Origin of the sequence: Synechococcus sp. R6-5 (genome assembly GCF_047461775.1) — a bacterium.
Lineage (GTDB): Bacteria > Cyanobacteriota > Cyanobacteriia > Thermostichales > Thermostichaceae > Thermostichus.
The window spans coordinates 1-13,356 of record NZ_JANSHV010000181.1; the positions used below are offsets into that span (position 1 = coordinate 1).

Consider the following 13,356-nt stretch of genomic DNA (forward strand, 5'->3'; position numbering starts at 1 on the left):
TTTAGCGGTCGGAGTCGGGTAGTTTACGAAGCAGCCGTTGACGTCCGCGGTGCGGAGCCCAATCCCTGGAGCTCCAGGATCTGCTGATAAGTGTTGCTGCGGAACCAACGCTCGATTTCTCTGGCCCGTAGCACCGGCAGCGGATGGGTGCGCCCCACCGTTTGCATCTGCTTCAGCTCCATCTGCCACAGATCCCCGTCCAGCTCGTCGTAAGTACGGGCCTGCTCCAAAAAGGCGTCCACGTTCAGCTTGGAGGCCAATTGCGGGGATCCCCCACACAATTTCATCAACACCGAGATCACCGTCTTGGCATCTTGGGCTACCAACAGCGCCGCCCGGTCACAGGTAAACTCGGCACACCGCAGCCAGTGCATCAGTTGATCCTGCAACGCCTGATAAAACAACCCCCCGAAGGGGAGCAAGCTGGTGGAGAGCATGAGAATGTTGGCCATCGTCAAGTAGACCCCGTGATTGCACTTCAAGTGGCCCAACTCATGAGCGATCACGGCCTGAATTTCCGGCGGCTCCAACAGATCCAGCAGAGAGCTGTGCAAGACAATGAAGGGCTTTTTCCCCTGCATGGCAAAGGTGTAAGCATTGGGCGTGGGGTTCTGCCGCACGTAGAGCTGGGGCACCTCCAGATCCAAGATGCGACAGGCCTGCACCAAAAGCTGATGAATTTCCGGCAACTGATGCTCGTTAATTTGGATGCTGGAAGCAATGTTGTCCAGATAAAATATCTGTCCTGCCGTTGAGCCAAGCCAATTTTGAATCAGCAGGCCCAGCCCCGGCACTTGCTGCAGAGAGCGGGTGGCTTGCAGATCCACGGGATGACGAAATTGGTCGGCCCGCAGGCCCAACAGAATCCGAGGTTCTCGTTGAATGGACGACATAGACAATAGACAACAGAGGGAGAAAGGACTTCGGTTACAACTCGTAGGGCACAAACTGGCGGTGGCGATTCAACAAAAATAGCCGCTCCGGCGGCGGATCCGGCAGGGTCGGCTTGTCAGTAAAATCAAACGGGTTTTCTCCAGAGGGGATCTCCCAATAGACCACATGATCTTGAATGCGAGTGCCATCGGTAACAAAGCGCCCAGTATCGGCGGCAGCACGCTCAGCGCGGCGATAGAGTCGCCCTTGCCAGGTCAAGTGCGGGGGCAGCCCCAATCCCAAAAACAGTTGCTGCCGACTGGATTCCTGGTTGAACACCGTTTGCAGGCGATCCGCCCAGATCCTTGCCAGATCTGCCGGTTGGGGAGCAGCATGAGCCTTTGCATCAGCTGGAGTTACCTCCAACAGCAGTTGCTGGTTCAAAAGAATCCGAGCGGCTTGAGCTGGGGGATCCCCGCTGCCGGTCGTCGAGGGATTGGGACTGGGGATATCCAGACTGACCTGCACCTGAGGGCTGCTGGCCTGTAGCAAAATCTCTTCCAACCGTTGCTTCAGCAGACGGAGGCGAGCGGGGGCATCGGGGGTGCGCAGGGTCAAAACCAGCTCACTCCCCACCCGAAACTCGCTTTCTGCCCAGGTTGCCTCACTCCGCCAACTCCCCATCAGCCCACCCACGAGCAGGATCCCTGCCCACCTCGCCATCCTTGCCGGCCCCCTTACCGGGGGTGAAGCGCTCCTCTGTGGCCTTGACAAGTTCACTAACCTCGCCTCTCCCCTGCAGGACTCCTTGATCTTAGCCGCTACCCTAGATACATCTGTTCTCTTGACCCTATGCCGTTGGCAAGCTCGGCTTCTTTGTCATTGTTCTAAGGTCATCATGCGGATCCCGACTTCCACCTATCGCATTCAGTTTCATGCTGGGTTTGACTTCGACGCAGCACGACAGATTGTTCCCTACCTGAAGTTGCTGGGCATCAGTGACTTGTATGCCTCTCCCATCTTCCAAGCCCGCAAAGGCAGCACCCACGGCTACGACGTGGTGGATCCCAGGCAGATTAACCAGGAACTGGGGGGAAGCGAAAAGTTTGAGCTCTTGTGGGAAGCCCTCAATCAGCAGGGAATAGGCTGGATCCAGGACATTGTGCCCAATCACATGGCCTACGATGGCCAGAACCAGATGCTCATGGATGTTCTGGAGAGTGGCCCCAACTCAGATTTTGTTGACTACTTTGATGTGAATTGGAATCACTCTTACCTGGGGATCAAAGGCAGAATCTTAGCCCCTTTCTTGGGAGATTTCTACGACAAATGTTTGGAGTCGGGTCAAATCCAGCTTCGTTATGATGCCGATGGCCTAAGTATTAACTACTACAACTTGAGGTTCCCCCTCAATATTGACACCTATGCGGATGTTTTTACCTACAACCTGAGCAAACTGCGGCGAAAATTGGGACGCAGCCATCCCGACTACGTCAAGTTACTCGGGATTCTCTTCAGCCTGAAATTTATCCCTAGCAAGGAAGATCTCCTGGAGCGCACCGATCAAATTAGCTTTGCCAAGCATTCTTTGTGGGAACTCTACACGTCTAGCCAACCTATCCAGAGCTTTTTTGACGAGAACATTGCCATTTTTAACGGCAAGCCAGGGGATCCGTCGAGCTTTGACCTGCTGGATAGTCTTCTGGCGCGGCAACATTTCCGCCTTTCCTTCTGGAAGGTGGGTGCTGAGGAGATCAATTATCGTCGTTTCTTTACCATTAACGAGCTGATCTCGCTGCGGGTAGAAGATCGCGAAGTGTTTCGCAAAACCCATCAGCTTATCTTTAAGCTTGCAGAACAGGGGCGTTTTAGTGGTTTGCGCATCGATCATATCGATGGCTTGTTCAATCCCGAAGAGTATCTCCATCGCCTGCGGGAACGCTGCCCAAATCTCTACATCGTAGTAGAAAAAATACTAGAGGCTAATGAAAGTCTGCCCCAAAGCTGGCCGGTTCAAGGCACAACGGGCTATGATTTTTTAGCTAAGCTCAACGGCATCTTTTGTCAAGAAGAAAATGCAGAGGCTTTTGACTCTCTCTATCAAAACTTCACAAATCTGCGATATGCCCCAGAGCAGGTTATCGAAGATAAAAAACGCTTGATCATCGAGCGCAACCTGTCAGGAGATATGGATAACCTTGCTTTTTTGCTCAAACAGATCACCAGCCATCATCGCTATGCCAATGACTTTACCCTCTACAGCTTACGTCGAGCTTTGGTAGAAGTTTTGGTGTGCTTTCCGGTCTACCGCGTCTATATCCACGAAGGGATCCTCAGTCCAGAAGGTCAACAGGTGGTTCGTCAAGCTGTGGAGAAGGCCAAGGAGAACCTGCCCGTTTTGGTGAATGAGCTGAATTTTATTCAGCGCTTTCTCTGCCTGGAGTCTCTGGAAAATTTATCAGACCAAGAGAAACATGAGCAGATCCATTTTGCCATGCGCTTGCAGCAGTTGGCCGGCCCTCTCATGGCCAAAGGGGTAGAAGATACTGCTTTTTATGTGTACAACCGCCTTTTATCTCTCAATGAAGTTGGCGGGGATCCCTGTCGCTTTGGCCTTTCGGTGCAAGAGTTTCACCGCTTTAATCAAGAGCGGGCAGCTCGGTGGCCTCTGTCCATGAATGCTTCTGCCACCCACGACACCAAGCGTGGCGAAGATGTGCGGGCCCGGCTGAATGTGCTTTCTGAAATCCCCGCCGAGTGGGAAAAGCACATCAACCTTTGGCATGAACTGAACCTCGGCTACAAAGTCCGCAGCAAACAAGCCAAGCGCTCAGAACTGCCGGATCGCAATGACGAGTATTTGCTCTACCAAACTTTGCTCGGCTCCTATCCCTTCCAACCGGAAGAGGTGCCCCAGTTCGTACAGCGGGTCAAAGACTATGCCATCAAAGCAGTGCGGGAAGCTAAGGTCCACACCGCTTGGCTTCGCCCCGATACCGAGTACGAAGAAGCCACTACCGCCTTTATCGAACGGATCCTTCAAGGTCCTAACCCCTTTTTGGAGTCCTTTTTGCCTTTCCAACGGAAAGTTGCTCACTTTGGCATTTTTAATTCTCTCTCACAGACGCTGATCAAACTGACCAGCCCTGGGATCCCGGATATTTACCAAGGCACGGAACTGTGGGATTTGAGCATGGTGGATCCCGACAATCGTCGGCCTGTGGATTTTTCCCGTCGCCTCGCCTATTTGGAAGAAATTCAGCGGCGGGTTAAACAGGATCCTCTCCAACTCATTGCGGATTTGCTACTACACCGCAGCGACGGACGCATTAAGCTGTTTCTGATTTACCACGTGCTCAAGGCCCGCCAGGAACAGCCCCAATTGTTTCTCGAGGGCAGCTACATTCCTCTGCAAATCAGCGGATCCCATGCTGACCATGTTGTGGCTTTTGCCCGTCAGCACAGTAAGCAGGTATTGCTCACGGTAGTGCCGCGTTTTTTAACAAAGTTGATCGACGAAACCCAAGATCCTCTGGGAGAATCCGTTTGGGCAGATACCGAAATTCATCTGCCGCGTTGGAAGCGGCTGGACTGGGTGAACGGGCTAACCCAGGAAAGGATCCCTGCCGGCGAAACCTTGCCGGTGGGCGTTGTCTTGAAATCCTTCCCGGTAGCCCTGCTGTGGGGACAATCCCGCTAGCGGCCTAGGCGGGAGCTAGGGCCTGAAAATGGACGATGCGGGCAAACTCTTGGGGGTCTAGGCTGGCCCCTCCCACCAACACACCGTCAATCTCAGGCTGGGCCATCAGCTCGTCGATGTTGCCGGCCTTCACCGAGCCGCCATACAAAATGGGCAGTTGGGCATTGCCCAAGTGTTGCCGGATCAAGCCGATGACCCGGTTGGCCTCTTGGGCTGCGCAAGTATGGCCGGTGCCGATGGCCCAAATGGGCTCATAGGCAATCACCAAGTTCCCCAGATCGATCCCTTGCAAGGCGCGATCCAATTGCCCCACAATCCAAGACTCGGTCAAGCCTTGCTCCCGCTGCTGCTGGCTTTCTCCCACACAAAGGATGGGGGTGAGCCCGTGCCGCTGGGCGGCTGCCAGACGCCGATTGACGGTTTCGTCCGTCTCGCCGAAGTACTGCCGCCGTTCGCTGTGGCCGACGATGACATAGCGCACCCCCAATTCCGCCAGCATGGGGCCGGAAATTTCCCCGGTAAAAGCTCCCTGATCCTCCCAATGTAGGTTTTGTGCTCCCACGGCTATGTCGGATCCGCGGCTTTGCTCTGCCACCACCGCTAGGTTTGTAAAGGGCACACACAAGATGATCTGCCGCTGGGATGCTGACCCTGACGGCGATGACCGTAAAGCCAGGCCCAACTCTCGCAGAAACTCGCGAGCCTCAGCCTGAGTCTTGTGCATTTTCCAGTTGCCGGCGATGAGGATGGGGCGCAAGATGGATCCTCCCTTAGAGACAACAGAAGGAAGGGATCCCGCAAGCAGAAAGCCCAATAAAACAGCAGGGATCCCAGCTTTGTTTTTTCGTATGACACAGTTTACCAGCAAGCGATCCCGAAAATACGGCGACGGGATCCCCTCTCCAAGCGCCGGTTAACCCTTCAACCAGCATGCAGACGGGACAGGCCAAGACCCAACAGGGAAGGCAGCTTCCTACAGCCCAACGATCTGGGTGTTTTCAAAGGTAGCCAGAATTTCATCCAGATCTTTGTTCTGCAGCGAGTAGGTAGCAGTGGCATCGTTGCCAAACTGAATCTCGTCCCCGTCCTCAAGATCCCGAAATTCCACCCGTTGCCCACGCACGTAAAGGCCGTTGGTGCTGGGGGTGCCCTGAATGTCTCCGTCGATGATTTGGTAGGTAAACCCATCGGGAGAAGAGGGGGATTCTGTTTTGACCAAAATGGCGTGGTAGCGAGAGGCGTACTGGGAGTCAATGCGAATGCTGTTGCGCGGATCCCGGCCCAACGAATAAAGCTCAGCCGTCAACCAGTAGGCTTTTGGCCCGTGACGATCCTTGACGATGAGCACGTGATTGAGGACTGGTCGGCGAGGGGGCGTGGTCATGAAAGGCACCCGCTTGCACAACACTGAGGGCAGGATAGCCAAAACATAACATAGGATCCCCCTGGTGGATCCCTGTGTCCACCGGATAAGTCTCTTCAGGTCGGCATCCCAGGCTGGTGCGGGATCCCCCTGAGCAACAAGAAAGGGTCTGAGTAGATTTTTGTAACAATTCCTCTCATAATAGGATCGACGATGCAGATGGATCCCTGACCATGAATGGCTCGCAACCGGATCCCAGTGCTCAACCCCGTTCTCCCCAGACACCGAAGCTCATTGAGTTGCCGGAAGATGAAACCGATGCGCAGCTCAGCGATCCCCTGCGGATGCAGCGCTACGAATGTCGTTCTTGTGGCTATGTTTACGAACCGGCTAAGGGGGATCAGCTCAATCGGATCCCGGCGGGCGTGCCGTTTGAGGAATTGCCAGCCGATTGGAAATGTCCGGTGTGCCGAGCCGACAAGCGCTTGTTCCAAGCAGTGGGTGCCAAAGGCAAGCCTTCGGGTTTTCAAGAGAACCTGCGCTATGGCCTGGGGGTGAATGTGATGACCCCTGCCCAAAAGAACCTGCTGATCTTTTTGGGATTGGCGCTGGGATTTTTATTTTTGATGAGTTTTTATTTCGTCGAGTGAGGGTCAAGATGTTCAAACCCCTGAGGCTGGTGCTGCTGATTGCTGTCTCGGTGCTGCTAATGGCGGCGCGGATGCCCAACATGCGGGTGGTGCCCTGGGAGCAGGTGGAAGTGCCCACCCAGAACATTCTGCTGGACATTGCCTTCACCGGCACCACCCCTTCCCATGGCTGGTTGGTGGGAGACAAGGCGACGCTGCTGGAATCCCGCGATGGGGGTCTGCACTGGCAGGTGCGGGAGCTGCCGGGTCTGGAGCCGGAAGCCTACCTGGCCTCCATTAGCTTTGCTGGGGCAGAAGGCTGGGTGGCCGGGCAGCCGAAGATCCTCCTCCACACCCTAAACGAGGGATCCGACTGGACTTCCATCCGCCTCAACAACCAACTGCCAGGGGAGCCGCTCTTGATCCAGGCTCTGGGCCCTGGCGCCGCCGAAATGGTGACCAATGTGGGGGCCATCTACCGCACCGAAGATGGCGGTCAGACCTGGCATGCCCAAGTGGATGAGCCGATTGGGGCCATCAAAAACATTGCCCGCGGCCCTGAAGGCGAATATCTGGCGGTGTCGTCGCGGGGCAGCTTCTACTTTCTGTACACTCCTGAAAGTCGCACCTGGAAGCCCTACCCGCGGGAAAGCTCCCGCCGCATTCAAAACATGGGCTTTGGCCCCCACGGCAGCGCTTGGAAATTGAACCAAGGGGCGGAGATCGCCTTTACCGATGACTTCACCTCCGGCCAGTGGTCGTCACCGCTGCGTCCAGGGCGGGCCCTCAGCTTTGGCTACCTCAATGCCGCCTACCAGAACGACCACGACCTGTGGGTGGTGGGGGGTGGCGCTACCCTGATCCACAGCCCTGATGGTGGCAAAACCTGGGAGCAGGCCAAGAAACTCAGCAACATCCCCGCCAACTTCTACAGTATTGAGTTTTTCGGCCCCGAGCAAGGGTTTATTCTGGGGCAGCGGGGCACCCTCTTGCGCTATGTCAGCTCCAACAACTCCTGAAGATCTAGATCAGATCTCAGGGATCCCTAATCGGCACACGGGTGGATATACGCGCCAAGGATCCAGCTTCACGCCCGCGGCTGCTGGTTGCTGCCAGTGGCACTGGTGGCCACATTTTTCCGGCTTTGGCTATTGCCGAGCAGTTGCCCGACTGGCAGATCGAATGGCTGGGGGTGCCGGATCGGATGGAAGGGAAGCTGGTGCGGGAGCGCTATCCCTTGCACCGGGTTGTCATGTCGGGCTGGCAGGGATCCCCTCTCCACAGGCTGCAGGCCTTGGCCCAACTGGCCCGCGCCACCCTACAAGTGCGCCGACTCCTTATGTCGGGACGGTTTGATATTGTCCTGACCACCGGTGGGTACATTGCCGCTCCGGCCATTTTGGCCGCCCGTTCGCTGGGGGTGCCGGTGTTGCTGCACGAGTCCAATCGGATCCCGGGCAAAGTGACCCGTTGGTTGGGGAGATTTTGTCAGGTGGTGGCGCTGGGCATGGCAGAGACGGCAGAGCATTTGCCAGGGGTGGCTGCCCAAGTGGTGGGCACGCCGGTGCGGGCCGAGTTCTACACGCCCCAGCCTTTCCCTGCCGACCTCCCCATTCCCGACGGGGATCCCCTCATTGTGGTCATGGGGGGCAGCCAAGGGGCGCGGGGCCTCAACCGCATGGTGGCCACCTGTGCCCCAGCTTGGTTGGAGGCGGGGGCCTGGATTGTGCATTTGACCGGCGGCAGCGAAGCTCAAGATCCGGAAGCCAGGATCCCCAGCCATCCCCGCTACCGGCCCTTTCCTTTCCGTCGAGATGTAGCTGCCTTGTTGCAGCGGGCCAACTTTGCCATTAGCCGGGCCGGGGCCATGAGCCTGGCGGAGTTGCTGGTCACCGCCACCCCGGCCATTTTGATCCCCTATCCCTTTGCTGCAGAAGATCATCAGTATCAGAATGCTCTGGCCTTTGTGGGGCGCGGTGGGGGGGTGGTCATGCGAGAATCCGAAGAGAATCTGGACTTGCTGCGGCAAACGGTGTTGACCTGGTTGGCCCAGCCGCAGGTGGTTGCCCAAATGGCCGCTCGCTTGCAGGCCGCAGCTCCTCCCAATGCCAGCAAGGTTCTTGCCCGCCTGTTGCAGGAGATCCGCCAAAGTTCTGCCCGTTAAGCCGTGGTACAGCCAAGATTGGACAGCCTTTCCCAACGCCCGCCTGTGCCCGCCAAAGCGGCGGAGTCCCCAACCCTGCTGGCAGAACTCCCGCCCGCCGACAGGATGGAATCGCTGTTGATGCGGCTAGAGCAGTGCTTCGGGATCCCCCAGCGGGCTCCCGATGGGCTTTCCCCCCGCCCGGATCTCCTGGACGAGTTGGTGGGCACGATCCTTTCCCAGAACACCACCGATGCCAACAGCAGCCGTGCCTTCCGCGCCCTCAAAGCCGCCTTTCCCTCTTGGGAAGCGGTCTTGGCTGCCGACCCGGCAGATCTGGCCCAGGTGATCCGCTCCGGCGGCTTAGCCCACCTCAAGGCAGCCCGCATTCAGGAGATCTTGGCCGCCATTCAAGAACGACAGGGATCCCTGAGCCTCGACTTTCTGCGCGACCTGGACGACGCCGGCGCCCTCGACTTTCTGCTCTCGTTAAAAGGGGTAGGGCTGAAGACCGCCACCTGTGTGTTGTTGTTCGGGCTGGGTCGGGATCTCTGCCCGGTGGATACCCATGTGCATCGAGTGGCCAACCGTCTGGGCTTGGTGCGGGCCAAACATCCCGACGACACCTTTGCTCAGCTTTCCCCCCAGATCCCCAGGGGCAAAGCCTATTCCCTGCACGTCAACTTTGTCCGGCTGGGCAAGCGCATTTGCAAGGCCCGCATGCCCGAATGTGGCCGCTGCCCGCTGCGTCCCACCTGCCCTTCTGGGCGGCAGCGTTGATCCCGACAGCAGGGCTCTATTCTGCGGGCGCAGTAGAAGCATCTGGGATCCCCTCTTGTCCGTTCCTGCCGGCGTCTCTCTCTGCTGGGGGAACTTCCAACTCCAGGGCTTGCCGCACCGATTGAATCTCTTGGGAGAGCAGCACCCGCTCTCGATCCAACAGGCCGACGATCTGCTCCGGGTCTTCCCGCGAGACCACCGGCAATTGGCGCAAATCGTATTCGTACATCGGCTCGGCTGCCACTGCCACCGCCTCATCGGGGAAGGTGGTGAGAACCGGAGATTGGCTGACCTCCTGTACGGTTAGCTCCGCCAACTCCGCCGCCTCCTTATGGGCCAAGGCCCGCTCCAGATCTTCCAGGGTGAGAATGCCCCGCAGCCGCTCCTGTCCGTCCACCACCAACGCGCTATGGCACTTTTGCTGCAGCAAACTCTCCAGAGCTTCTCGCAGCGGTGTGTCTTGCCGAAGCAAAAGAGATGGGGGCACCATCACCTCTTGCACCGTCAGCTCTCTAGGCTCCTGCCCAAGGACTCCGTCAAGCGTTGCGTGGCGATAGCGACGGGCGGAAGGGTAGATGGCCGGCGAATGCAACTGCTCCGTCAGCCAGATGCTCAAACCCACTGCCGCCATCACCGGCAGCGCAATGTGATAGTCCCGCGTCATCTCAAACAGCAGCAAAATGGCCGTCAGCGGAGCCCGCACACTGGCCGCCAACACCGCCGCCATGCCCACCATGGCGTAGGCAGCAGGGGGAGACAAGGCAATCAAGGGCAAAGCTTGAGATAGCACCTGACCGTAGCCTGCCCCCAGCACTGCCCCCATGAACAAAGCCGGGGCAAAGGTTCCCCCCACAAAGCCGCTGCCCAGGCTCAAAGCGCTCAGCAACAGCTTGCCCAATAGGAGCAGGCCCAGATGGCCAAGAGAAAAGGGAACGGCCTGCAGAATCGACTCAATGGTTTCATAGCCCACCCCCAACGCCAACGGGATCCCCAAACCTGCGCAGCCCAGGATCCCGCCCCCCAAAATGGGCTTGCTCCAAGCCGGCCAGGCCGCCAGGGGGCCACTGTTGAACAGGTGCTTGCCCCACTCCAGGGTGTAGCTGAAGGCCATAGAAACCAGGCTGGCCAAAAAGCCCAAGCCGAGATACAGAGGTACCTCCAGCAAGCTGTGGATCTCGTAGTCCGGCAAGACAAAAGCCGGCTGGGTGATGGTGGGCAAAAGAAAAGCGGGTTGTGCCCCCAACCCCACCTGGGCGATCAAGGCGGAGACCACCGCCGCCAACACCACCACACTGACAGCAGAAGTGGTGAAGGTGCGGGCCAAAGCCAGCTCCAGCGCCAAAAACACCCCGGCAATGGGCGCGTTAAACCCTGCCGCCAGGCCAGCCGCTGCTCCGGCAGCCATCAACAGTTGCACCCGCTCCCGCGAGAGGCGTAGGTTTTGCCCCAGCAGGGATCCCAGCAAAGCGCCACTTTCCACACTGGGAGCCTCAGGGCCAAGGGAAGCTCCCGCACCCAACGAGATGGCAGCCGCCAGGAGCTTGAGCGGGATCCACCAGGGCTGAAGTGCCAAAGGACGAGCAGGACTCACCAAGCTGGAGAGGCTCAAGTTGGGAAAGGGCACAACTGCCCCCAAAGCGCCGATCAGCAGGCCCCCCAACACCGGCGCCAAAGCCAGCGGCCAGGATCCCAGCAGCCACAGGCCATAGTGTTCTGCGGCCTTACCGATGCCATCCACGAGGGTGTCCTGCAGCAGATAGCGCCACCAGCCAATCAAGTAGCGAAATCCAACCACCGATAGCCCCGTGCCCAACCCCACTGCCGCCGCCAGCAGCAGCAGCAGGTTCTCGGAGGAGAGGCGCAGGCGGAGAGCGGGGGCGCTGTTCATGATGGCTCAAGGGCTTTGGGAAGGCAGGGTCAAGATCTCTACACCGGTTTCGGTAACGGCGACCGTATGTTCAAATTGGGCCGAGAGCTTGCCATCCAAAGTGACCGCCGTCCACCCGTCGGAGAGCACCTTCACCTCCCAGGTGCCCTCGTTGATCATCGGCTCGATGGTGAACACCATGCCGGGGCGGAGTTTCTCCCCTTTTCCCCGTTCGCCGTAGTGGGGGATCTGGGGAGCAGTGTGGAATTGCCGTCCCACCCCATGCCCGACAAAATCGCGCACCACGCTGTAGCCCTGGGCCTCGGCATATTCTTGGATGGCAGCGCCAATGTCGCCGACTCTCCCCCCCGGCTTGACGGCAGCAATGCCCCGCCGCAGACATTCTTCGGTCACCTCCACCAAGCGCCGCGCCCGCTCAGAAGGCTGTCCGACAAAGAAGGTTTTGGACGTATCGCCGTGGTAGCCATCCAAAACCGGGGTGACATCGATGTTGATGATGTCGCCTTCTCGCAGGATCTGCTTGGGGCTGGGAATGCCGTGGCAGACCACGTGGTTGACGCTGGTGCAGATGGACTTGGGAAAGCCATGGTAGCCCAAAGGGGCGCTTCTGGCCCCATGCGCCCGCGTCCATCGCTCGGCCTCGTCGTTGAGCTCTTGGGTGGTGACCCCTGGCCGCACCATCGGCTCCAAGTGCTTGAGCAGATCTGCCGCCAGGCGACAAGCCCGCCGCATTTTCTCCAGTTCCCGCGAAGAGAGCAACACAATGGGCTGAGGGGCTTGCGTGAGCTGGTTCATACCCGTCTGCAAAGCGGATCCCAACTGCTCCCCCCATCGCTGGGAGCGACGGCTGAGGTCTGTCAACAACGCTCGCATGTCTTCCATCATGAGACCTTATCTGTGAAAAGCTCTGTGAAAACGGATGGATCTCTGCACCTGCAGACTGTCCAGGATTGGGTTCTCAGTTGGGATTCTGAATCGCCTTGCGCCCATTCACAGACCCCTGCCGGCCATTTTCTGCCGCCGACGAATCCGCTGCACCAACCACAGCCCCAGAAAATAGCTGACGAGGGATCCCCAAAAACCGACAAACGCACAGCCGACAAACAGCGTGCCCGACATCTCCAAGCCCCACTGCATCCAGTTTTGCCAGGTGGCCGCCACCAGCTCTGTGGTGGGAAGGACAGTTCGGGATCCCAGCAGCCATTCCCCCACCTGGTAGTTGAATGCATAGATGGGCACATAGGTGAAGGGGTTACTCACCCAGGTTCCTGCCGCCGCCGCCAGCTTATTGCCCCGAAACGGAACAGCCAACACCAGAGCGGCCAACGTTTGAAAGCCAAAGATGGGGAAACAGCCGGCAAAAACCCCTACCGCCAAGCCACGGGCAATTTCTTTTGGCGACGATTGCAGCCGCAACAGGCGCAGATAAAGATAGCGCAGCCAACGCTTCCAGGAAAGATCCCGGCGGGCTAGGGTCGGCCCTGGTTGAGATCCAGAGTAGGATCTGGAATAAAGCTTAAGGGATCCCGGCGAAGGCCAGGAGAAAGAGGGCAGCCTCAACCAAAAGAGGGGGCTCATGGTGGCAAGGGGGCAACTGAGAGAAGGTGTTAAGTCCTGTAAATCCAGTGTATCTTTCCTGCCCTTGGCGACAAAGGGCTATCGGCAAATCTGGGCCGGCAGCAACGGGGTGACGCCGGGGGATCGGTTTACGGAGTGGTCACCTGAGCTTGTCCACCAAGGCCAGCACGAAGTTAAGACTCAAGTAGGAAACCAACACCAGCAAAAACAGGAACAGGGCAATGCTCAGCCCGGATCGCAGGGATCCCGATTTCATTTTGGGATCAGGCTTTTCGGGGGGAGTTGTCATCTGGAGTTCTGGGGAAGACTGTGAATCTAGGATCCCATCTTGGCTGTGCAGGTGTACCCATCGGCTTACTTTCCGAAGATTGAAGGCCTGATACATTTACGCTGAACACTGCT

Annotated in this window: 13 protein-coding genes; 5 read left to right on the top strand and 8 right to left on the bottom strand. The window is 57.9% G+C overall.

All coding sequences use genetic code 11. From position 1 onward, the window contains the following. Nucleotides 1–23: 23 nt before the first annotated feature. Entirely contained in the window at nucleotides 24–893 is an 870-nt protein-coding gene (locus tag NW818_RS09960; RefSeq protein ID WP_011433741.1) for a M48 family metallopeptidase, read from the bottom strand. A 34-nt stretch (nucleotides 894–927) separates the two neighbouring features. Further along, nucleotides 928–1,596 (bottom strand): hypothetical protein, encoded by a 669-nt coding sequence (locus NW818_RS09965; protein ID WP_414424460.1) that lies wholly within the window; start codon nucleotides 1,594–1,596, stop codon nucleotides 928–930. Between the two features lie 175 nt (nucleotides 1,597–1,771). Between NW818_RS09965 and treY the strand changes: the two genes are divergently transcribed. Next, nucleotides 1,772–4,573 (top strand): malto-oligosyltrehalose synthase, encoded by a 2,802-nt coding sequence (gene treY, locus NW818_RS09970; RefSeq protein ID WP_414424461.1) that lies wholly within the window; start codon nucleotides 1,772–1,774, stop codon nucleotides 4,571–4,573. A 4-nt stretch (nucleotides 4,574–4,577) separates the two neighbouring features. Here treY and tpiA read toward each other — a convergent pair whose 3' ends face one another. Together tpiA and NW818_RS09980 are read right to left on the bottom strand one after the other, a co-directional pair. Beyond that, nucleotides 4,578–5,330 carry a triose-phosphate isomerase gene (tpiA, locus tag NW818_RS09975; RefSeq protein WP_414424462.1) on the bottom strand — a complete coding sequence of 251 codons (753 nt, stop codon included), beginning with the start codon at nucleotides 5,328–5,330 and terminating at the stop codon, nucleotides 4,578–4,580. 216 nt (nucleotides 5,331–5,546) lie between these two features. Continuing rightward, complete coding sequence (locus tag NW818_RS09980; protein WP_414424463.1) at nucleotides 5,547–5,957, bottom strand: FHA domain-containing protein; 411 nt, start codon at nucleotides 5,955–5,957, stop codon at nucleotides 5,547–5,549. A gap of 212 nt (nucleotides 5,958–6,169) precedes the next feature. Here NW818_RS09980 and NW818_RS09985 point away from each other — a divergent pair, with 212 nt between their 5' ends. Genes NW818_RS09985 through NW818_RS10000 form a run of 4 tightly spaced genes read left to right on the top strand, consistent with a single transcriptional unit; the run spans nucleotide 6,170 to nucleotide 9,488 of the window. Then, nucleotides 6,170–6,586: a rubredoxin gene (locus NW818_RS09985; protein ID WP_414424464.1), complete on the top strand. Its 417-nt coding sequence runs from the start codon at nucleotides 6,170–6,172 to the stop codon at nucleotides 6,584–6,586. A gap of 8 nt (nucleotides 6,587–6,594) precedes the next feature. Then, complete coding sequence (locus NW818_RS09990; protein ID WP_414342336.1) at nucleotides 6,595–7,584, top strand: photosynthesis system II assembly factor Ycf48; 990 nt, start codon at nucleotides 6,595–6,597, stop codon at nucleotides 7,582–7,584. A gap of 41 nt (nucleotides 7,585–7,625) precedes the next feature. Then, the gene (gene murG / locus NW818_RS09995) at nucleotides 7,626–8,729 is read left to right on the top strand and encodes an undecaprenyldiphospho-muramoylpentapeptide beta-N-acetylglucosaminyltransferase (RefSeq protein ID WP_414424465.1); all 1,104 of its coding nucleotides are present in this window, start codon (nucleotides 7,626–7,628) and stop codon (nucleotides 8,727–8,729) included. A 3-nt stretch (nucleotides 8,730–8,732) separates the two neighbouring features. Next, nucleotides 8,733–9,488, top strand: coding sequence for an endonuclease III domain-containing protein (locus tag NW818_RS10000; RefSeq protein WP_414424466.1), 756 nt, complete (start codon nucleotides 8,733–8,735; stop codon nucleotides 9,486–9,488). A 16-nt stretch (nucleotides 9,489–9,504) separates the two neighbouring features. Here the strand turns inward: NW818_RS10000 and NW818_RS10005 are convergent, their stop codons facing one another. From NW818_RS10005 to NW818_RS10020, 4 genes are all read right to left on the bottom strand, one after another. Continuing rightward, nucleotides 9,505–11,376 carry a chloride channel protein gene (locus tag NW818_RS10005; RefSeq protein ID WP_414424467.1) on the bottom strand — a complete coding sequence of 624 codons (1,872 nt, stop codon included), beginning with the start codon at nucleotides 11,374–11,376 and terminating at the stop codon, nucleotides 9,505–9,507. A gap of 6 nt (nucleotides 11,377–11,382) precedes the next feature. Next, nucleotides 11,383–12,171: a type I methionyl aminopeptidase gene (gene map, locus NW818_RS10010; RefSeq protein WP_011433730.1), complete on the bottom strand. Its 789-nt coding sequence runs from the start codon at nucleotides 12,169–12,171 to the stop codon at nucleotides 11,383–11,385. A 195-nt stretch (nucleotides 12,172–12,366) separates the two neighbouring features. Then, nucleotides 12,367–12,954 carry a DUF2062 domain-containing protein gene (locus NW818_RS10015; RefSeq protein WP_414417508.1) on the bottom strand — a complete coding sequence of 196 codons (588 nt, stop codon included), beginning with the start codon at nucleotides 12,952–12,954 and terminating at the stop codon, nucleotides 12,367–12,369. A gap of 139 nt (nucleotides 12,955–13,093) precedes the next feature. Beyond that, nucleotides 13,094–13,243, bottom strand: a complete 150-nt coding sequence (locus NW818_RS10020; RefSeq protein WP_414424468.1) for a hypothetical protein — start codon at nucleotides 13,241–13,243, stop codon at nucleotides 13,094–13,096. Between the last annotated feature and the right edge of the window lie 113 nt (nucleotides 13,244–13,356).